The sequence below is a fragment of the Flavobacterium sp. CS20 genome (genome assembly GCF_018080005.1).
Lineage (GTDB): Bacteria > Bacteroidota > Bacteroidia > Flavobacteriales > Flavobacteriaceae > Psychroflexus.
Genome location: NZ_CP073015.1, coordinates 289,048 through 308,312, shown reverse-complemented (window position 1 = coordinate 308,312; position 19,265 = coordinate 289,048). Strand labels below are relative to the sequence as shown.

Below are 19,265 nucleotides of genomic sequence, written 5' to 3'. Positions count from 1 at the left end.
ATGAAAACATTCAAATTTCTAATACTTCTACTGGCAGTTGGAGTTTTGAGTTGCAAGTCAAAACAAGACATAGAAGTTACACCAGATGATTATCACAACGCACTTGACAAACTCACAGAAGTGATGGTTTACGATATCTTTTCGCCTCCAGTAGCCAGCCGTGTGTATGCATATCCAAGCATTGCAGCTTATGAAATCGTTGTTCAAGATACTACAAACAACTATAATTCTTTAAGCGGACAAATTGAGCATTTCTCTCCCATTCCAAAAGCCAAAAATTTGTCTGAAGTCAATCTTAAGATGGCAACTGTAATGGCTTATCTCAATGTTGGTGAAGAACTGATTTTTTCTACTCAAAAAATCAAAGCCTATAAAGATAGTATTTATCAAAACTGGTCTAAATCATCAAAGTTTGAAAAGAGTTTAGACTATGCCAATCAAGTGAGTCAACACATTATGGAATGGACAAAACAAGACAATTATGCCCAAACCCGAACAATGCCTAAATTTTCTATCAACACAGAAGACCCATCGCGTTGGGTGCCAACACCACCAGATTATATGGATGGCATAGAACCCAATTGGGATAAAATGCGAACTTTTGTTTTAGATAGTGCTTCACAATTTAAACCTGAAAAACCAACACCGTTTTCAATAGAAAAAGATAGTCAATACTACAAAGAAGTCATGCATGTTTACAATACGGTGAATAAAGCCCGTGAACTCGGCGATAAATCTGAAATGATTGAGATTGCACAGTTTTGGGATTGCAATCCTTATGTCTCAACCCACAAAGGTCATATGATGTTTGCTACTAAAAAAATTACGCCAGGTGCTCATTGGATTCTTATTAATAAAATAGCCGCTAAAAAAGCAAATTTTAATTTTGCTGAAACGGTTAGAAGTTACGCTTTTTTGTGTATAGGAATTTATGACGCTTTTATAAGTGTTTGGGAAGAAAAATATGATACTAATGCCATTAGACCAGAAACCGTTATCAATCGCTATATCGACGAACAATGGACGCCCATCTTACAAACGCCACCTTTTCCTGAATACACCAGCGGACACTCAGTGGTTTCTGGTGCAAGATCAGAGGTGCTGACCGATATTTATGGCGATGATTTTTCTTTTGAAGATCCTTCGGAAACGACTTACGGTTTGCCTGTGAGAAGTTTTAATTCCTTTAGAGAAGTCGCAAAAGAAGCGATGATGAGCCGTTTGTATGGCGGGATTCACTATATGCCTGCCAACACAAATGGCTTAAAACAAGGACAACAAGTTGGGCGATATGTAGTTCAAAACATCAATTTGTAAATTATTTTATGAAAAAAATCTTTGGATTTATTGGTGTTCTATTTCTTATCATTTTAATTTGGTTCAGTTTTTTTAAAACCTATGACCATCAAATCGAATTCACAGTTGATTTACCTCAAGGTACTATTTATCATATGATTTTAGATCCCAATACTTGGGATAATAAAAGCATAAAAACTGAACACAAAGCTTTATTTGAAAGTATAAAACAAACCATGAAAATCAACCAAACGCCTTTTGAACTTTTGTGGGAATTTAAAAATATTAATGATACAAATTCAAGGGTTAAACTTTATTTTAAAAATAAAAATCACAGTCTATCTGAACGTTACAAAAGTCTATTCAATCAATCTCAGAATTTAGATAGTCTGATCCAAATTTCAAAACATTTAAAAGATAGTGCTGATAAATTTTCTGAGATTTTTAATATAACCATTCAAGGCATTGATACCATTAATTCTACAGCATATTTATATATTGAACACCAAGCTAAACGTGCTGATAAAGCGAGATATATGATTAACAGCAATCCGTTATTGTTCAGCAAAAATCAGGACAGTTTAGTAACTAAAAACGGTAAGACTTTTGTCAAAGTAAACTATTGGCAACCCAAGACAGATAGCATTTCCTTTCGATATGCCTTTCCTGTAGAAAGTCAAAAAAAATATCCTGTTGACCAACTTGTAAAAGCTGACACTTTAGCATCTCAAAAAGCTTTAAAAGCGATATTTCACGGCAATTACAGTATTTCAGACCAAGCATGGTTGGCGATGTATCATTATGCCAAACGTAAAGGAATCGAGTTGGACTTATCGCCAGTAGAAATTTACTTTAACAACCCGATGCTTGGTGGAGATGATACCAAATGGAAGACTGAAATTTATATGCCGATTAAAGAATAAATTATAGATAAAAATCAATTTTCAGAATCTTTCGTCCTTAAACCATTCAAATGTTTATAGTTTATGAATTTTTAAATCGAACTGATGTTTAATTTACGGTTTTAAAACCACACGAAATCTAGATTGATTATTTATCATTCTATCATAGGCTTCATTAACATCATCGAGACTGTATTCTTCAATCATAGGTTTAGCACCAAATAATGCACTAAAATTCAAAGTGTCTTCAGAGTCAGTTGGTGTTCCGCTAGGCCAACCCGTCGCAGATTTTCTTCCCATTAGCATTTCCATTGGTCTAACTTCAACAGGTTCTGGAGTTGCTCCAACCATCAATAGTTTTCCATCAACACCAAGACCTCCAACAACTGAAGTCATAGCCTTTCCACTTGGTGCAGTTCCTAAAATTAATTTAGCTCCACCCAATTCTTGTAGTTTTTCTGCGGCGTTTTCAGATTTGGCATTGATAAAATGATGAGCACCAAGTTTAGTGGCTAAATCTTTTTTATCATCGCTTGTAGAAATCGCAACTGTTCGCATTCCCATTTTATTAGCGTATTGAATAGCCAAATGTCCAAGTCCTCCTATTCCTTGTATAGCGACTAAATCACCTGCTATAATACCCGAATTTCTTAATCCATTAAAAACCGTTATCCCTGCACATAACAAAGGTGTCGCTTCCTCAGATTTTAACTCATCAGGGACTGCTACAAGTGCTTCTTGAGGTGCACACATATATTCGGCATAACCGCCATCATAAGAAATCCCACTTACCTTTGCATTTTGACAAGAAATAAAATCTCCCCTACGACAAGGTTCACATTCAAAGCAATGTCCACCGTGCCAGCCAACACCTACACGTTGATTTTTACTCCAAATATTGACATCAGCCCCAACTTCTTCAACAATTCCGATAACTTCGTGCCCTGGAATTCTTGGATATTCAAGACCTGGATAAGTACCGTCTTTTACAAACGCATCTGAATGACAAATACCACAAGCTTGAACTTTAATCAAAACTTCGTTGCTCTTTGGAGTTGGTTTGTCTATCTCTACGATTTGAAACTCTCCTTTTGCTTCTTTAATTTGTGCTGCTTTCATTTTTATTTAATTTAAAAGTTGATAAGTAATTTTTTTAAAAATAGCACAAGTAAAAAACATGACGTCTTAAAATTATAATAAAACTTGTTTGCTTATTAATACTTCTAAATCTTCAAAAAAAAGAACATGATGACACTTTGTTAGAAACTTAAGACCGACTATCTTTGCAGAAATTTAAAAGCCACATATGGAAAAGATTATTGATGAAAAACAGATTTTTTAATATGGTTAAATCATTCTTTCACCAACTTTTCCCGTAAAACCCCAACCGAAGTTTCGATATTTAAAATATAAATGCCTTTTTGCAATGGACTCACATTGACTTGACCATCTTTAAAATTGGACTTCAAAACCAAACGACCATTTAAATCGTAAACCTTTACCTTTTCAATTGGTATTCCTGAACTTTTGATGTTTAAAACCTCAGAAACTGGATTGGGATAAAAAGTAATAGAATCTTTTAAAAACTCCTCTTGACTCAAATTAGCCGCATAAAAAGTAGCCACTTCTCCGATAGAGTTGGTTATATTTAAATAGTTAATATCTCCAACTGTTGTAATATTATAATTAAAAGGGTTAGTAATAATACCGTTAAATTCAGTTAAAATAAAATTATATAAAAAATATAATGATGCTTCACTAGACTGTCCCATAGTCAAAATCCAGTTGGATATATCAAAACTTTGATCAGTATTATCGAAAATAATATCTTCACCTACAACATTACCATATATACCAAAATTAAAGCTATATCCGCTTAAATTATTATTAAAAATAAGATAATCAAAGTCTGTACCATTATTTGGATCTGGATTAGGTGTAGGACTTGGCACATAGATTTCTGAATCTGTAGTAATTGATTCTAATCTCCAATCATATTGAAATAATTGAGGATTTTGTGCTTTCAAATTTAAAACAACAAAAAGGTATGAAAATAAAAATAGCTGTAATTTCATAATAATTAATTTATAATTAAGTTTTTAGTATCCAAAATTTCTCCATTTGCAATTAGGTTGACAATGTAGTTACCTTGAGGTAGTTGGTCAACGGGTATTAATTGGTTACTATTATTTGAATTAATGACATAATTATAGCTTAAGCCTGTATTAGAATGTGTTTCTCCCTGAGATGTTTGAGCAGTTGTTTGAATACTTAATATACATGAAATAATTACCATCATGCATAATAAACTAATAAATTTACTGTGCTGTTGTGCTGTTGTGCTGTTGTGCTGTTGTGCTGTTGTGCTGTTGTGCTGTTGTGCATAATAATTTGTCTTAGATTATAACCAAATATAACAAAAAATATCTTAAAATTTTTCCTATAAATGTTAAAAAACAATTATTAGATGACATTTTGTCTTGTCTTTTAAACAAGTTATATTTGCAGAAATATAATGATTTGATGGAAAAGATTATTGATGAAACCAAACAAGGTGAAGCTTTGGTAAAACCCAAAATAAAAGCAATACCAAAAATCTATATATAGAAAGTTACGGTCGCCAAATGAATTTTAGCGACAGCGAAATCGTGGCGTCTATTCTTTCAGAAAATGGTTATAACACGACTTCAATTCTTGAAGATGCCGATTTAGTGTTGGTCAACACCTGCTCAATTCGCGATAAAGCTGAGCAAACCGTCAGAAAACGACTTGAAAAATTTAACGCCGTTAAAAAACACAACAGCCAAATGAAAGTCGGGGTTTTAGGTTGTATAGCTGAACGCCTAAAAAGCAAATTTCTCGAAGAAGAAAAAATCGTGGATTTAGTGGTTGGTCCAGATGCTTATAAAGATTTACCTAATTTGCTCGAAGAAGTTGAAAGCGGTCAAAGTGCTGTCAACGTCATTTTATCTAAAGAAGAAACCTATGCTGATGTCTCGCCGGTAAGATTGCAAAGTAATGGTGTTTCGGCTTTTGTTTCCATTACAAGAGGTTGCGATAATATGTGTACATTTTGTGTTGTGCCATTTACGAGAGGTCGAGAGCGTTCTCGCGACCCACAAAGCATCATAGAAGAAGTCAACGATTTATGGAAAAAAGGCTACAAAGAAATTACCTTATTAGGTCAAAATGTGGATAGCTACTTATGGTATGGCGGTGGACTGAAAAAAGACTTCAAAAAAGCCAGCCCGATGCAACAAGCTACGGCCGTAAATTTTGCTAAGCTTTTGGATATGGTAGCTCAAGCCCAACCAAGTATGCGCATTCGTTTTTCAACATCCAATCCACAAGATATGACCATGGATGTCATAGAAAGTATGGCAAAACATAAAAATATTTGCAACTATATTCATTTACCAGTTCAAAGTGGTAGCGACAGAATTTTAAAGGCGATGAACCGTTTGCACACCCGTGAAGAATATATCAACCTGATAGATAACATCAGAAAAATAATTCCAGACTGCGGTATTTCTCAAGATATGATTGCAGGTTTCCCAACCGAAACAGAAGCAGACCATCAAGACACACTGTCGCTGATGGAATATGTCAAATACGATTTTGGATTTATGTTTGCCTATTCTGAGCGTCCAGGTACAATGGCTGAAAGAAAATTAGAAGATGATGTACCTGAAAAAGTCAAAAAAAGACGTTTACAAGACATCATTGCATTACAACAAAAACACTCTTTATACCGCACAAAACAACACCTTGGACGAGTCGAAGAAGTTTTAATTGAAAAAGAATCAAAAAAATCAGACCAACATTGGGCGGGACGTAACACCCAAAACACGATGGTGGTTTTTCCTAAGGAAAATTATAAAATCGGAGATTTTGTAATGGTCAAAATTAAAGATTGCACCAGCGCAACACTCTTAGGCGAAGCCATTGAAAAGTCCCCTTTGGGGATTTAGGGGCTTCCATCCAACCTTCCCGAAAGGAAGGCTTATGAAACAAAACATTAGAATATGAAGAATAAATTTAAAATATCAACAACAAAACAAAAGTCCCCTATGGGAATTTAGGGGCTTCCATCCAACCTTCCCAAAAGGAAGGCTTATGAAACAAAACATTAGAATATGAAGAATAAATTTATAATATTAACAACTAACAAAAAGTCCCCTTTGGGGATTTAGGGGCTTATGGAGTCTGTTCAAGCTATAAAACAACGTTTTGAAATCATCGGTAACGATGAAGGTCTCAATCGAGCGATTGAAAAATCGATTCGTGTTGCCCCAACGGATATTTCAGTCTTAGTTACGGGTGAAAGCGGTGTTGGTAAAGAGAGTTTGCCGAAAATTATCCACTCGCTTTCTCATCGCAAACACAATAAATACATTGCAGTCAACTGCGGTGCCATTCCAGAAGGCACCATAGACAGTGAACTTTTTGGTCACGAAAAAGGGGCGTTTACTGGTGCTAGCCAATCTAGAGATGGTTATTTTCAAGAAGCCGATGGCGGAACCATTTTCCTTGATGAAGTCGGTGAATTGCCTTTAACGACTCAAGTCAGGTTACTCAGAGTTTTAGAAAATGGAGAGTTTTTAAAAGTCGGCTCTTCAAAAGTGCAAAAAACTAACGTCAGAATTGTTGCTGCCACTAATGTGAACATGGCTGAAGCTATTAAAAAGGAAAAGTTTAGAGAAGATTTATACTACCGCTTAAGCACAATTGAAATCCATTTACCACCACTTAGAGAACGCAAAGACGATATTCATTTGTTATTTAGAAAATTTGCTTCTGATTTTGCTCTCAAATACAAAATGCCAACCGTGAGATTAACTGACGATGCCGTAAAACAACTCATTAATTGCAGGTGGCATGGCAATATTCGTCAGTTAAGAAATGTGACGGAGCAACTTTCTGTTTTAGAAACCAATCGCGTAGTTGATGCTCAAACCTTATTGCAATACCTACCTGATAGTGGCAACAACTTACCTTCTGTGATTGAGCAGAAAAAGCAAAAGAGCGACTTTAGCGACGAAAGAGAAATTTTATATAAAGTGCTCTTCGATATGAAACGCGACTTAGGAGACTTAAAAAAATTGACTTTAGAGCTGATAAAATCTGATGAGAATACCGATGTCAAGAAAGAAAATGAACATCTGATCAATAAAATTTACGGTAAAAATGAAGAAAAATTTGAATCAAATGACAACGAAAGAAACCTTTCCGATGAGCAAGAATTAGAAATTCTTCAAATGCCAGAGCATAAATCATCAAAAGCTTTAGATCCACATCAAGACAAATATGATTTTGCAGAAGATATTGAAGAAGAAGAAACCTTATCTTTACAAGACAAAGAACTCGAATTAATCAAAAAATCATTGGAACGTCATCAAGGCAGACGCAAACCCGCAGCTGAAGAGTTAGGCATCAGTGAACGAACCCTATATCGTAAAATCAAGCAGTATGACTTATCATAAAATAGTTTTGAAACTCAATAAAATTATAAGTCTAAGTTTGATAGCAATTTGTTTAAGTTGTGGTGCTTATTCATTTACAGGTGCTGATACTGGAAATGCAGAAACCTTTCAGGTCAATTTCTTTCAAAACAACGCTCCTATTGTTGAGCCAGGTATAGATCGCCAGTTTACTTTAGCTTTACAAGATTTAATACAAAACCAAACTAAACTCGGGCTAACCAACTCTAATGCAGATTTAATCTACGAAGGGGAAATCACACAATACTACGTTGCTCCTATGACAGCAACTTCTAACGACAGAGTCGCACAACAAAGGTTAACAATCGCTGTGAATGTAAGATTTTACAATACATTAAATCCTGAAAAAGATTTTGAAAAAAAATTCTCTTTCTATTTTGATTTTGGTGCAAACGAACAATTGATCGGCTCAGTGAGAGATGAAGCCATTGACGAAATATTTTTAAGAATTACCCAAGATATTTTCAACGAATCCCTTACAGATTGGTAGTCTATGGAAATTGAAGAGCTCATTTCTAAAATCAAACATCCTGAACAAATTCAAGTTTCAGATGAAATGGCTTTTAAAAAACTGGCTATAAATTATCCCTACTTTCAAGTCGCTCAAGCCTTGCATTTAAAAATTTTAAAATCTCAAGAAAGTTTTGAATTTAAGCGTTATTTAAGATCTACAGCATTACACACAACCAACCGTGAAATGCTTTTTGATTTTATCAACAGAACCCTTGACGAGCAAGAGCAAGCCGTTGAAACCATCTCAAAAAACCAAGACCAAGCCGAACTTGGAATTTCTGAAGATGAAGCCCGCAAAATTAATGACCCTGATTTATTTGAAAGACGCTATCAACAGCCTCAACAAAATGACGAAAAACACAGCTTTTATGAATGGCTGAATTTAACTAAACTCAAGCCCTTAGAAAAAAACAAAAATGAAAAAAAGCTAAAATCTAACCCCGAAAGACAAAAAAAAGAAGATTTAATCAATAAATTTATAAGAGAAAATCCAAAAATAAATCAACCTGACAAAACAGATTATTCTGTTAAATTATCAGTAAAAACAAAGCCTAGCCAAGAAATGATGACAGAAACTTTGGCGAAAATATACTTGGAACAAAAAAAATATGACAAAGCTATTGAAGCTTATAACATATTAATTTTGAATAATCCCAAAAAAAGTGGTTTCTTTGCAGACCAAATAAAAATGATTAAAGCATTACAAGAACATAATTGATATGAGTACGTTTACAATATTTCTTCTTCTCATCATAATTGTAGCCTTTTTACTAATATTAGTAATTATGGTTCAAAACCCAAAGGGTGGTGGTTTATCATCCTCATTTGGCGGTGGTGGTTCACAGCAAATTGGTGGTGTAAAACAAACTTCAGACTTTTTAGACAAAAGCACTTGGGTGTTAGCAACCTTACTTTTAGTATTAGTTTTATTATCTAACGTCAGTCTTATGTCTAATGAAACATCAGATTCTAAAATTTTAAAAACAGACAACCCTACAAAATCTCAAACAGAAACCCCGTCTGATAACATTCCTACATTACCTGCGGAAGAAAACGGAACGTCTGAGTAATTTTTTAAAATATAAAAAATATAAAATGCCAGCTTGTCATAAGTTGGCATTTTTTTTACCAAAATGTCAGCAAAAGTAAACTGGCACAATTTTAGGAAGTGTTGCTGTAGTATAATTTTAAAACTTAAATACAATGGCAATAAAAATTCAACCATTATCTGACCGCGTTCTTGTGGAGCCACAAGAAGCTGAAACCAAAACTGCATCGGGAATCATCATCCCTGATTCTGCAAAAGAAAAACCTCAACAAGGCAAGGTCGTTGCCGTGGGAAAAGGCAAAAAAGATCACGATATGACCGTCAAAGTTGGAGACACAGTTTTATATGGTAAATACTCTGGAACCGAGCTTAAACTTGATGGCGAAGATTACTTGATGATGAGAGAAGACGATATTTTAGCAATAGTATAAATCAATAATTTAAAAAATATATAACAATGGCAAAAGACATTAGATACAATATCGAAGCAAGAAACGGCATCAAAAGTGGTGTAGATAAACTTGCTAACGCAGTAAAAGTAACATTAGGTCCACGTGGGCGAAATGTGATTATTTCAAAATCATTCGGTGCACCAACCGTAACTAAAGATGGTGTTACTGTAGCCAAAGAAATTGAGCTTCAAGATGAGCTTGAGAACATGGGTGCCCAAATGGTTAAAGAAGTTGCTTCTAAAACCAATGACCTTGCTGGTGACGGAACAACAACCGCTACCGTTTTGGCACAAGCTATCGTTAAAGAAGGTTTGAAAAACGTTGCTGCAGGTGCAAATCCTATGGAACTTAAAAAAGGTATAGATAAAGCCGTAGAAGCTATTACCAAAAACCTTATAGAACAAGCTGAAGAAGTTGGCGATTCTTTGGACAAAATAAAACAAGTTGCTTCTATCTCTGCAAACAATGATGAATTAGTCGGTGATTTAATCGCTCAAGCTTTTGATAAAGTTGGTAAAGAAGGCGTCATTACTGTTGAAGAAGCCAAAGGAACTGAAACTTATGTAGATGTTGTTGAAGGCATGCAGTTTGATCGTGGTTACCTTTCTCCTTACTTTGTAACAGACAGCGAAAAAATGACTACTGATCTTGAAGATCCATACATTCTTATTGTGGATAAGAAAATTACGGCTATGAAAGATTTGATGCCTGTGCTTGAACCAGCTGCTCAAAGCGGTAAGCCTTTATTGATTATCGCTGAAGATATTGAAGGTGAAGCTTTAGCCACTTTAGTTGTTAATAAATTAAGAGGTTCATTAAAAATTGCCGCTGTAAAAGCTCCAGGTTTTGGTGATAGAAGAAAAGCTATGCTTGAAGATATCGCTATTTTAACTGGTGGAACCGTAATTTCTGAAGAGCGTGGATTTACTTTAGAAAACACGACTTTAGACATGCTTGGAACAGCTGAAAAAGTTGCTATTGATAAAGACAACACCACAATTGTTAACGGAAGTGGTAAAGAAAGTGATATTAAAAATCGCGTTAACCAAATCAAATCACAAATTGAAACCACAACAAGCGATTATGATAAAGAAAAACTTCAAGAGCGTTTAGCTAAATTAGCTGGCGGTGTTGCTGTTCTTTATGTTGGTGCGGCTTCTGAAGTTGAGATGAAAGAAAAGAAAGATCGTGTAGATGATGCTTTACACGCTACAAGAGTCGCGGTAGAAGAAGGTATTGTTGCTGGTGGTGGTGTTGCTCTCGTTAGAACACTTAAAGTGATAGAAAGCCTTAAATCAGATACTGACGATGAAGCTACTGGTATCCAAATCGTTGCTAAAGCTATTGAGTCGCCACTGAGAACCATTGTAGAAAACGCTGGTGGCGAAGGTTCGGTTGTTATCAACAAAGTGATAGAAGGCGATTTAGGTTACGATGCCAAAACAGCAACTTATGTTGATATGCTAAAAGCAGGTATCATTGATCCTAAGAAAGTAACTCGAGTTGCTCTTGAAAATGCGACCTCAGTTGCTGGCATGATTTTAACTACTGAATGTGCCTTGACCGAAATCAAAGAAGACAACGACAACGGTTCTGGTGGTGGCGGAATGCCTCCAATGGGTGGCGGAATGCCTGGTATGATGTAATTAGTAACATCACAAGTTTATATAAACCGTCTCAAATTTGAGGCGGTTTTTTTATTTAAAAAAAATCAGTTTAATCGAAGCAATCAACATGATAACGCCAAATATTCGTTTCAATAAAAGATCGCCGATATTTACGGCAAGCTTTGATCCTAAATAGCCTCCAACAACAAATGAAATGGCAATAATTAAAGCATATTTCCAATTCAAGCCTTTTTCTGTATGATAATTGTAAGCCGCAAGAAAAGTTACTGGCACAGCCAAAACAGCCAAACTTGTTCCTTGAGCTTCATGCTGAGAAAAGCCTAATAAAAACACCATAAGTGGCACCATAATCACACCACCACCAACACCCATCATACCACTCAAAAATCCAGATAAAATTCCGATAAGCACTAAAAATAAAATGATAGTGAAATTCATAATCTAAAGTATATTTTGGTTAATATTGATTTTTTTTGGGGATTTTGATCTGATAAACTTTTCCTGAGTTATTCACAAGATAATTGTCTCTTAACCAAGGATTGTGGATTTTAAATTGTTTATAATTTAAACCGAATTGTTTCGCAAAATCAGGAATGTCTGAAATTGCCGTATCAACTTCTATGGTTTTAGTTTTAATTTGCTTATACAAATGATTTTCGTCAATATTAAATGAATACTTTTTGGGATGGCTTAAAATCTCTTTAATAGCCAAAATTCTAAAAACATAACGCTCAGTTTCCTCATTTAAAAGCAAATTGTAGTAACCTTTAGCTTTTTGACGCTCCATTTGATTAGATATTCCTGACATTCCTGCATTGTATGACGCTGCAGAAGAGTCCAAGTTCCAAACTTTTCTTTAGCATCTTTCAAATATTCGCAAGCCACTTGAGTAGCTTTTTCTATATGATAGCGTTCATCTACATTGCTATTGATTTCTAAGCCATATTCTACACCTGTTGATTTCAAAATTTGCCAAAAACCTGTTGCACCTACAGGAGAAACAACATCTGTTAAGCCGCTTTCAGCCACGGCAAGATATTTAAAATCATCAGGAACACCATTGGCTTTAAGAATAGGCTCAATCAGTGGAAAGTACTTTTTAGCACGTTTAATCATAAGAATTCCGTTTGATTGCCAATAGGTATTCACCAAGAGCTCTCTATCCATACGTTCGTAGATGTCAGGTTGGTCAAGTGGCACGGGTTCGCCTGCAAAATTCAGAGACTTTGGTACATCAATTGAAAATACATTATAATTCTCTTCAAAAGTTTTTTTGGGATCCTCGGTTTTTATGTTTTCTTTTGCATCATCTTGATTGACAAATGAATAGCCAATACTTAAAATGCTTATCAAGCCGATTCCTAAAATAATTTTGTAAATAAATTTTGTTCTTAACATTTTATTTTTCTTTTAAAAATCCGTGTTGTATTAATTCTGGTAAATGTTCATTAAACCACCTAAAACGATTTAAAATCATAATGTGTGTACCTTCGTTAACAACAATACAATCTTTGATGTTTTTGATAGGAAAAACTTTATCATGATTGCCATGAACGTGAATGATATTTTCCATAGGCTTTGGTTGATTCCAACACACCATTTCTTTGACAGCCCAATCTAAATAAACCTTATCGTTTACTGACATATATTGTTGATATAATTTTAGTCGCTTTCTAATGGTATTCCCAACGGGTAACTTTTCAATTTCAGAAATATAATTCAGCAATCCAAAGGGCAAATATTTATAAATGCCTGTTTCACGTGCAAATTGCATAGATTTTGGTATTTCTGAAGTCTGTTTGACACTCGAAACAATAATCAAGCGTTTAACTTCTATCAATTTAGCCATTTCTTGTACCAAAACTCCACCAAACGATACACCTATCAAAACTGGATTTTTATGCTTGATATGCGTCAACATCCGTTTAGCATAATCTTGAATACTTTCATCTTTTATAGGAACTTGCCAGCTCAACCAATGTATCTCAAAACGAGAAGTATCTAATTTGATATATTCAAAAATGCTTGGGTTTGCGACCATTCCTGGCATCAAATAAACTTGATATTTATTAGATGAAGATTTTATCATAGTTAAAAATAAATTCTTTATAAATATTTTTTGTAAATTTACAATATATTCAAAGTATCACACTGTAGATTATTTAATAATTATCTACTTCATCAAGTTTTTTGAGTTATGACCTTAGAGATTAAAAAAAACGATTTTTTGAGACAATTTGAAACTAAAGTTGAAAATTGCCTGATAAAACTTGAATATTCTGAACAAACTAAAAACATATTTTTAACCCGTTTTGAAATTCACAAATCTTTATCTTCTGAAAAATATCAAGACCTATTTATAAAATCAGTCTTAGACCTACTTGTTGAAGAAAATTGTAAAGTGGTGCCAACATGTCCTATTGTTGTTGCTTTTTTTAAAAAACACCGATCAGAATACAAACATCTTTTACCCGCTGGAATTACGATTTAAAATTAGATTGTTTCTAAAATTTCACGTTCAACCAACTCACCTCTTATTAGACCATTGCGGTCAATATCATCTAAATATACCCTTTGAAGCGTATTGACCAAATAAGGATTCCAAGGCAATTTGACTTTAATATAGTTTTCAGTAAAACCTTGAATATAACCTTCTTTATTTTGGTCTTCAAACAAAACGGTTTTGGTTTTACCAATTTGACTTTCATAAAACGCTCGTCGTTTTTTAACAGATAAACCTCTGAGCATTTTACTGCGTTTTTTTCTTACAGATTTAGGCACAACGCCATCCACCATTTTAGCAGCTGGTGTATTGTCGCGTTCTGAATAAGTAAAAACGTGCAAATATGAAATATCTAATTGATTTAAAAACTCATAAGTTTCTAAAAACAACTCATCAGTTTCGCCAGGAAAACCAACGATTACATCAACACCAATACAAGCGTCTGGCATTGTGGTTTTAATGCGTTCTACCCTATCTACATAGAGTTCTCGCATATATCGGCGACGCATTTTTTTTAATAAAGTATTGCTCCCACTTTGTAAAGGAATATGAAAATGCGGTACAAAATGTTGGCTTTGTGCTACAAAATCTATAGTTTCATCTTTGAGCAAGTTTGGCTCAATGGATGAAATTCTCAGTCGCTCAATATCTTTAACATCATCTAAAGCTTTAACCAAATCCAGAAATGTGTGTTCGTGCTTTTTGTTGCCAAATTCACCTTTGCCATAATCACCGATATTCACACCAGTTAAAACAATTTCTTTGATGCCTTGTTCTGAAATTTCTTTAGCATTTTTTAAAACATTTCTCAACGAATCTGAACGAGAAATCCCTCTCGCTAACGGAATGGTGCAATAGGTGCATTTGTAATCGCAACCGTCTTGAACTTTCAAAAACGCACGCGTGCGATCGCCAATAGAATAAGAGCCAACGTAAAAATCAGCTTCGTCAATTTCACAGGAATGCACTTAGCCAAAATCATTTTTGCTTAAATCTTGAATGTAATCGGTAACTTTAAATTTTTCAGTTGCTCCCAAAACCAAATCAACGCCATCAACTCGAGCCAATTCCTCAGGTTTGAGTTGGGCATAACAACCAATTCCTATCACAAATGCATCTGGATTGGTTTTCAATGCTTTTTTGACAATCGTTTTAAAGCGTTTGTCTGCATTTTCAGTTACACTACAAGTATTTATCACATAAATATCAGCTTGCTGTTCAAATTCAACACGCTCAAAACCTTCATCTTGAAATTGACGAGCAATTGTTGACGTCTCAGAAAAATTGAGTTTGCAACCTAAGGTGTAAAATGCAACTTGATTAGACATTTATTAATTCTTATTTATTCATTTGTAAAAGCGATATTCTTTAGTTTTGCAAATATATTAACTATAAACGTCTTGAAAAAATTGAAATTCAAAAGATTATACATAGCTTTCGTTCTCGGCTTGGTTGCACTTACCGCATGTCAAAATAAAAATAAGCCAAATCAATCGCATTTAGTCTTTCGCTACAACGAACATTCTGACATTACTTCTTTAGATCCAGCTTTTGCCAAAGACCAGCGTAATATTTGGGCAGTTCACCAACTTTATAACACTTTGGTCGGCTTAGATGACAGCTTAAACATCAAACCCGAATTAGCCAAATCATGGAATATTAGCGATGATGGATTGACTTTTACATTTAAACTAAGAGAAGATGTTTATTTTCAGCAAAGTGAAATTTTTAAAAACAAAAAACGCCAACTTTCTGCAAAAGACGTTGTCTTTAGTTTAAAACGGCTAACAAATCCTGAGCTTGCTTCGCCTGGTTCTTGGATTATGAAACCTGTAAAGTCTATTAAAAGCCTTGATGATTTTACTTTAGAAATCAAACTCAAGGAAAATTTCCCTGCATTTCTCGGTTTGCTCAGCATGAAATATTGTTCTGTAGTGCCTCGAGAAGTTCAATCAGGCAAAATTGACTTTAGAACCAATCCTATTGGCACTGTTCCGTTTCAATTTAAACGCTGGATACCTCAAGAAAAACTGGTCTTTAGAAAAAATCCTTTGTATTTTGAAACCGATAGCACAGACCAACAACTGCCCTATTTGGAAGCTGTAGTCATCACGTTTTTGCCTGATAAGCAAAGTGAATTTATGCAGTTTGTTCAAGGCAATTTAGATTTTATGAGCGGATTAGATGTGTCTTATAAAGATGAATTGTTGCAAGCTAACGGTCGGCTTAAAGCCAAATATAAAAGTAAAATCATTTTAGACAAATCACCTTATTTAAACACAGAGTATGTTGGTTTTTATTTAGCCGATTCAACATCAGACATTCATCACAAAAGCTTGCGTCAAGCCATTAACTATGGTTTTGACCGGCAAAAAATGATAAAATATTTAAGAAATGGTATAGGCATTCCAGCTGAACAAGGCATTATTCCAAAAGGTTTACCTGGATTTGGTGGCGTTCAGGGTTTTAGCTATCAACCCGAAAAAGCCAAAACATTGGTTCAGCAATACATTCAAAAAACTGGCGATAATAGCCCAGAAGTTACCATATCTACAAATCCATCTTATGTTGACTTAATCGAGTTTATGCAAGCTGAATTAGCAAGCATTGGCATCAAAGTTAATGTTGATGTTTTGCCAGCATCAACTTTGAGACAAAAACGCTCATCGGGGCAATTAGACGCTTTCAGAGCCAGTTGGATAGCCGATTATCCAGATGCTCAAAATTACCTCAGCCTTTTCTATAGCAAAAACAAAAGTCCAAATGGTCCAAATTACACGCATTTTGAATCTCAACTCTACGATAGCATTTATGAAAAAACTTTAAAAATATCAGAACCAAAAAACTACTACCTAAGTTTTATCGTCAATTAGATTCAATAATTATCAGCCAAGCCGCAGTTATTCCTTTATTTTACGATGAAGCCGTTAGGTTTAAGCAAAAAAATATCAAGGGTTTAGACATCAATCCCATCAATTTATTAGACTTGAAGAAAGTTTGTAAAAAAAAGCCTATGGATTCATCAAATTAAATTTTCCATAAGTTCGACTAACAGCATATAATGATTTTTCAATTTCTATAAACTGCAAGACCGTATGGCTTGCAAACCACTGCCCACAGTTTAAACCGTGGGCTATGAAAAAGCCAATCGTTTCAAGGGTTTTAAATAGTTGGATTGGAGCCATTCTATTTATAACATCGTGAGTTCGATACAAATTCCAATAAAATATATTCATATAAAATACAGATGTTTATTCATTTGTCATGTTGACAGAGCGAAGCATGAGCGACGAGACATCGCAGTAGGATGAGATTTCTCCTTATTCTTCGTTACCAATGACAAAATTTGCTAACAAAAAGATATAATTATTTGATTTAAAGCTTTCAATAAATCGAACTCAGGTTATAGCAAATCCGAAATCTATGACTTTAAATTATGACTTTCTGAGAAAACCCTATTTAAATGGAGCTCAAAATTTGATAAATTAAACATGACCAAAATCCTTTAAATCAAAAACCGAATACTAATATTTAGAAAAAAATTAAAACAATACCACTTAATTTTTACTAATTTCGCAAACGTAAATATAATCTCAATTTTTTTTATCAAAATGGCAAAAATAGAACTCAAACTTCCAAAAATGGGCGAAAGTGTAGCCGAAGCAACATTGACATCATGGCTAAAAGAAGTAGGCGACAACATAGAAGCAGATGAACCTGTTCTTGAAATCGCTACCGATAAAGTTGACTCTGAAGTGCCAAGTGAAGTTGACGGCAAATTGATTGAAAAACGCTTTGAAGTTGACGACGTGATTAAGGTTGGTGAAGTCATTGCCATTATTGAAACCGAAGGCGAAGAATCTACCGATAACAAGTCTGAAAATACTGCTGAAGTAGAAACAGCTACACAATCAGAGTCTGTAGAAGAAAGTGTTGAAACCGCTGAAGCTTTGATGCAAAAAGCAAAAGAGACGATAAAACCCGAAGCTCAAGATTTTTCTGATGCAAAACGATTTTATTCACCTTTAGTAAAAAATATAGCCAAAGAAGAAGGCATTTCCTTAGACGAATTAGAAAAAATTGAAGGCAGTGGCAAAAATGGTCGTGTAACCAAAGATGATATGCTGGCTTATGTTGAACAACGCCAAACTTCAAGTCAAAAAGACCTCACTTCAAGTTATACAAAAGCTGAAACTACAACGCCAAAACCAACATCAACAGCCGATATTCAAACACCTGTCAATATCAATGCTGAAGATGAAGTGACAGAAATGAGTCGCATGGGTAAACTCATCTCAAAGCATATGATTCACAGTACGCAAACTTCAGCCCATGTGCAATCTTTTATTGAGGTTGATGTTACAAAAATTTGGAATTGGAGAAATCAACACAAAAAAGCCTTTCAAGAAAGAGAAGGCGAAAAACTGACATTTACGCCAATCTTTATGGAGGCTGTTGCCAAGACCATCAAAGATTTTCCTATGATAAACATCTCTGTTGATGGAGAAAATATTGTAAAACATAAGCATATCAATCTTGGTATGGCTCACGCTTTACCTGACGGCAATTTAATAGTACCAGTTATTCACGATGCTGATCAGTTAAACTTACTCGGTCTAGCCAAAAAAGTAAATGATTTAGCTGGACGAGCAAGACAAGGCAAACTTAAACCCGATGAAACCCAAGGCGGTACTTACACCGTAACCAATGTAGGAACATTTGGTAGCATTATGGGAACGCCGATTATCAATCAACCACAAGTTGGGATTTTGGCTCTCGGTGCTATCAGAAAAGTGCCTGCTGTCATTGAAACTAAAGATGGTGATTTTATTGGTATTCGCTATAAAATGTTTTTATCTCACAGTTACGACCACCGCGTGGTTAACGGTGCTTTAGGCGGTCAATTTGTGCAACGTGTGGCTCAGTATCTTGAAAATTTTGATGAAAATAGAAGTGTCTAAATATTGATTATTTAGAGTATCCTCATTCTTCTATAAACTTATAGGGAAGAAATTGAAATCATAGACAATGGATAAATCCATTCACAATCGAATATTTGCAAACCACAGCCCACAGTTTAAACCGTGGGCTATGGAAAATGCACAATCCCAACCGTTTCAAGGGTTTTAAATAGTTAGATTGTAGCCATTCTAATTATAACAACGTGAGTTCGATATAAATTCCAATAAAATATATTCATATAAAATTCAGATATTTAATCATTAGTCATGTCGATAGAGCGAAGCATGAGCGATGAGACATCTCAGTAGGATGAGATGTCTCCTCATTCTTCGTTCGAAATGACAAAAATTGCTAACAAAAAGATATAATCATCTGATTTACAGATTTCAATAAATCTAACTCAGGTTATAACAAATCCGAAATCTATAACTTTAAATTATGACTTTCTGAGAAAACCCTA

The 19,265-nt window shown here is 34.6% G+C and carries 16 protein-coding genes and 3 pseudogenes; 12 read left to right on the top strand and 7 right to left on the bottom strand.

Annotation, left to right across the window (positions count from 1 at the left end; translation table 11 throughout):
• Positions 1-1,317, top strand: coding sequence for a vanadium-dependent haloperoxidase (locus IGB25_RS01400; RefSeq protein ID WP_211065848.1), 1,317 nt, complete (start codon positions 1-3; stop codon positions 1,315-1,317).
• Between the two features lie 8 nt (positions 1,318-1,325).
• Positions 1,326-2,219, top strand: a complete 894-nt coding sequence (locus IGB25_RS01395; protein WP_211065847.1) for a GyrI-like domain-containing protein — start codon at positions 1,326-1,328, stop codon at positions 2,217-2,219.
• Positions 2,220-2,312: 93 nt separating this feature from the next.
• Here IGB25_RS01395 and IGB25_RS01390 read toward each other — a convergent pair whose 3' ends face one another.
• Together IGB25_RS01390 and IGB25_RS01385 are read right to left on the bottom strand one after the other, a co-directional pair.
• Positions 2,313-3,317: an alcohol dehydrogenase gene (locus IGB25_RS01390; protein WP_211065846.1), complete on the bottom strand. Its 1,005-nt coding sequence runs from the start codon at positions 3,315-3,317 to the stop codon at positions 2,313-2,315.
• 233 nt (positions 3,318-3,550) lie between these two features.
• On the bottom strand, positions 3,551-4,273 hold the full coding sequence (locus IGB25_RS01385; RefSeq protein WP_211065845.1) for a T9SS type A sorting domain-containing protein: 723 nt from the start codon (positions 4,271-4,273) through the stop codon (positions 3,551-3,553).
• A 448-nt stretch (positions 4,274-4,721) separates the two neighbouring features.
• Between IGB25_RS01385 and miaB the strand changes: the two are divergent.
• From miaB to groL, 7 genes and pseudogenes are all read left to right on the top strand, one after another.
• A pseudogene (gene miaB / locus IGB25_RS01380) lies at positions 4,722-6,169 on the top strand (tRNA (N6-isopentenyl adenosine(37)-C2)-methylthiotransferase MiaB).
• Positions 6,170-6,397: 228 nt separating this feature from the next.
• Positions 6,398-7,681, top strand: a complete 1,284-nt coding sequence (locus tag IGB25_RS01375) for a sigma 54-interacting transcriptional regulator (RefSeq protein WP_211065844.1) — start codon at positions 6,398-6,400, stop codon at positions 7,679-7,681.
• The gene (locus IGB25_RS01370) at positions 7,668-8,189 is read left to right on the top strand and encodes an LptE family protein (protein WP_211065843.1); all 522 of its coding nucleotides are present in this window, start codon (positions 7,668-7,670) and stop codon (positions 8,187-8,189) included. The genes IGB25_RS01375 and IGB25_RS01370 overlap by 14 nt, the downstream gene beginning before the upstream one ends.
• 3 nt (positions 8,190-8,192) lie before the next feature.
• Positions 8,193-8,930, top strand: a complete 738-nt coding sequence (locus IGB25_RS01365) for a hypothetical protein (RefSeq protein ID WP_211065842.1) — start codon at positions 8,193-8,195, stop codon at positions 8,928-8,930.
• Between the two features lies 1 nt (position 8,931).
• Positions 8,932-9,282 (top strand): preprotein translocase subunit SecG, encoded by a 351-nt coding sequence (gene secG / locus IGB25_RS01360; protein WP_211065841.1) that lies wholly within the window; start codon positions 8,932-8,934, stop codon positions 9,280-9,282.
• A gap of 133 nt (positions 9,283-9,415) precedes the next feature.
• On the top strand, positions 9,416-9,691 hold the full coding sequence (gene groES, locus IGB25_RS01355; protein WP_211065840.1) for a co-chaperone GroES: 276 nt from the start codon (positions 9,416-9,418) through the stop codon (positions 9,689-9,691).
• A 26-nt stretch (positions 9,692-9,717) separates the two neighbouring features.
• The gene (gene groL / locus IGB25_RS01350) at positions 9,718-11,358 is read left to right on the top strand and encodes a chaperonin GroEL (protein WP_211065839.1); all 1,641 of its coding nucleotides are present in this window, start codon (positions 9,718-9,720) and stop codon (positions 11,356-11,358) included.
• A 51-nt stretch (positions 11,359-11,409) separates the two neighbouring features.
• Here the strand turns inward: groL and IGB25_RS01345 are convergent, their stop codons facing one another.
• The 3 genes and pseudogenes from IGB25_RS01345 to IGB25_RS01335 all read right to left on the bottom strand — a co-directional run bounded on the left by IGB25_RS01345 (position 11,410) and on the right by IGB25_RS01335 (position 13,429).
• Positions 11,410-11,778 carry a sulfite exporter TauE/SafE family protein gene (locus IGB25_RS01345; RefSeq protein ID WP_211065838.1) on the bottom strand — a complete coding sequence of 123 codons (369 nt, stop codon included), beginning with the start codon at positions 11,776-11,778 and terminating at the stop codon, positions 11,410-11,412.
• Between the two features lie 19 nt (positions 11,779-11,797).
• Positions 11,798-12,738, bottom strand: a pseudogene (locus IGB25_RS01340) (lytic transglycosylase domain-containing protein).
• A 1-nt stretch (position 12,739) separates the two neighbouring features.
• Positions 12,740-13,429, bottom strand: a complete 690-nt coding sequence (locus tag IGB25_RS01335) for an alpha/beta hydrolase (RefSeq protein ID WP_247653565.1) — start codon at positions 13,427-13,429, stop codon at positions 12,740-12,742.
• A 138-nt stretch (positions 13,430-13,567) separates the two neighbouring features.
• Between IGB25_RS01335 and IGB25_RS01330 the strand changes: the two genes are divergently transcribed.
• Positions 13,568-13,831: a GNAT family N-acetyltransferase gene (locus tag IGB25_RS01330; RefSeq protein WP_211065837.1), complete on the top strand. Its 264-nt coding sequence runs from the start codon at positions 13,568-13,570 to the stop codon at positions 13,829-13,831.
• A gap of 2 nt (positions 13,832-13,833) precedes the next feature.
• On the opposite strand, the pseudogene mtaB reads toward IGB25_RS01330, so the two are convergent.
• Positions 13,834-15,171, bottom strand: a pseudogene (gene mtaB, locus IGB25_RS01325) (tRNA (N(6)-L-threonylcarbamoyladenosine(37)-C(2))-methylthiotransferase MtaB).
• Between the two features lie 81 nt (positions 15,172-15,252).
• Between mtaB and IGB25_RS01320 the strand changes: the two are divergent.
• Positions 15,253-16,716: an ABC transporter substrate-binding protein gene (locus IGB25_RS01320; protein WP_247653564.1), complete on the top strand. Its 1,464-nt coding sequence runs from the start codon at positions 15,253-15,255 to the stop codon at positions 16,714-16,716.
• Positions 16,717-16,854: 138 nt separating this feature from the next.
• Here IGB25_RS01320 and IGB25_RS01315 read toward each other — a convergent pair whose 3' ends face one another.
• The gene (locus IGB25_RS01315; protein WP_211065836.1) at positions 16,855-17,079 is read right to left on the bottom strand and encodes a hypothetical protein; all 225 of its coding nucleotides are present in this window, start codon (positions 17,077-17,079) and stop codon (positions 16,855-16,857) included.
• A gap of 375 nt (positions 17,080-17,454) precedes the next feature.
• On the opposite strand from IGB25_RS01315, the gene IGB25_RS01310 reads away from it, so the two are divergent.
• Complete coding sequence (locus IGB25_RS01310) at positions 17,455-18,804, top strand: dihydrolipoamide acetyltransferase family protein (protein WP_211065835.1); 1,350 nt, start codon at positions 17,455-17,457, stop codon at positions 18,802-18,804.
• The last annotated feature ends 461 nt before the right edge of the window (positions 18,805-19,265 follow it).

Excerpts from the sequence above, each read along its gene's own strand:
- IGB25_RS01400 (WP_211065848.1), top strand. The coding sequence starts at position 1 with ATGAAAACATTCAAATTTCTAATACTTCTACTGGCAGTTGGAGTTTTG.
- IGB25_RS01395 (WP_211065847.1), top strand. The coding sequence starts at position 1,326 with ATGAAAAAAATCTTTGGATTTATTGGTGTTCTATTTCTTATCATTTTA.
- IGB25_RS01390 (WP_211065846.1), bottom strand. The coding sequence starts at position 3,317 with ATGAAAGCAGCACAAATTAAAGAAGCAAAAGGAGAGTTTCAAATCGTA.
- IGB25_RS01385 (WP_211065845.1), bottom strand. The coding sequence starts at position 4,273 with ATGAAATTACAGCTATTTTTATTTTCATACCTTTTTGTTGTTTTAAAT.
- IGB25_RS01375 (WP_211065844.1), top strand. The coding sequence starts at position 6,398 with ATGGAGTCTGTTCAAGCTATAAAACAACGTTTTGAAATCATCGGTAAC.
- IGB25_RS01370 (WP_211065843.1), top strand. The coding sequence starts at position 7,668 with ATGACTTATCATAAAATAGTTTTGAAACTCAATAAAATTATAAGTCTA.
- IGB25_RS01365 (WP_211065842.1), top strand. The coding sequence starts at position 8,193 with ATGGAAATTGAAGAGCTCATTTCTAAAATCAAACATCCTGAACAAATT.
- secG (WP_211065841.1), top strand. The coding sequence starts at position 8,932 with ATGAGTACGTTTACAATATTTCTTCTTCTCATCATAATTGTAGCCTTT.
- groES (WP_211065840.1), top strand. The coding sequence starts at position 9,416 with ATGGCAATAAAAATTCAACCATTATCTGACCGCGTTCTTGTGGAGCCA.
- groL (WP_211065839.1), top strand. The coding sequence starts at position 9,718 with ATGGCAAAAGACATTAGATACAATATCGAAGCAAGAAACGGCATCAAA.
- IGB25_RS01345 (WP_211065838.1), bottom strand. The coding sequence starts at position 11,778 with ATGAATTTCACTATCATTTTATTTTTAGTGCTTATCGGAATTTTATCT.
- IGB25_RS01335 (WP_247653565.1), bottom strand. The coding sequence starts at position 13,429 with ATGATAAAATCTTCATCTAATAAATATCAAGTTTATTTGATGCCAGGA.
- IGB25_RS01315 (WP_211065836.1), bottom strand. The coding sequence starts at position 17,079 with ATGAATATATTTTATTGGAATTTGTATCGAACTCACGATGTTATAAAT.
- IGB25_RS01310 (WP_211065835.1), top strand. The coding sequence starts at position 17,455 with ATGGCAAAAATAGAACTCAAACTTCCAAAAATGGGCGAAAGTGTAGCC.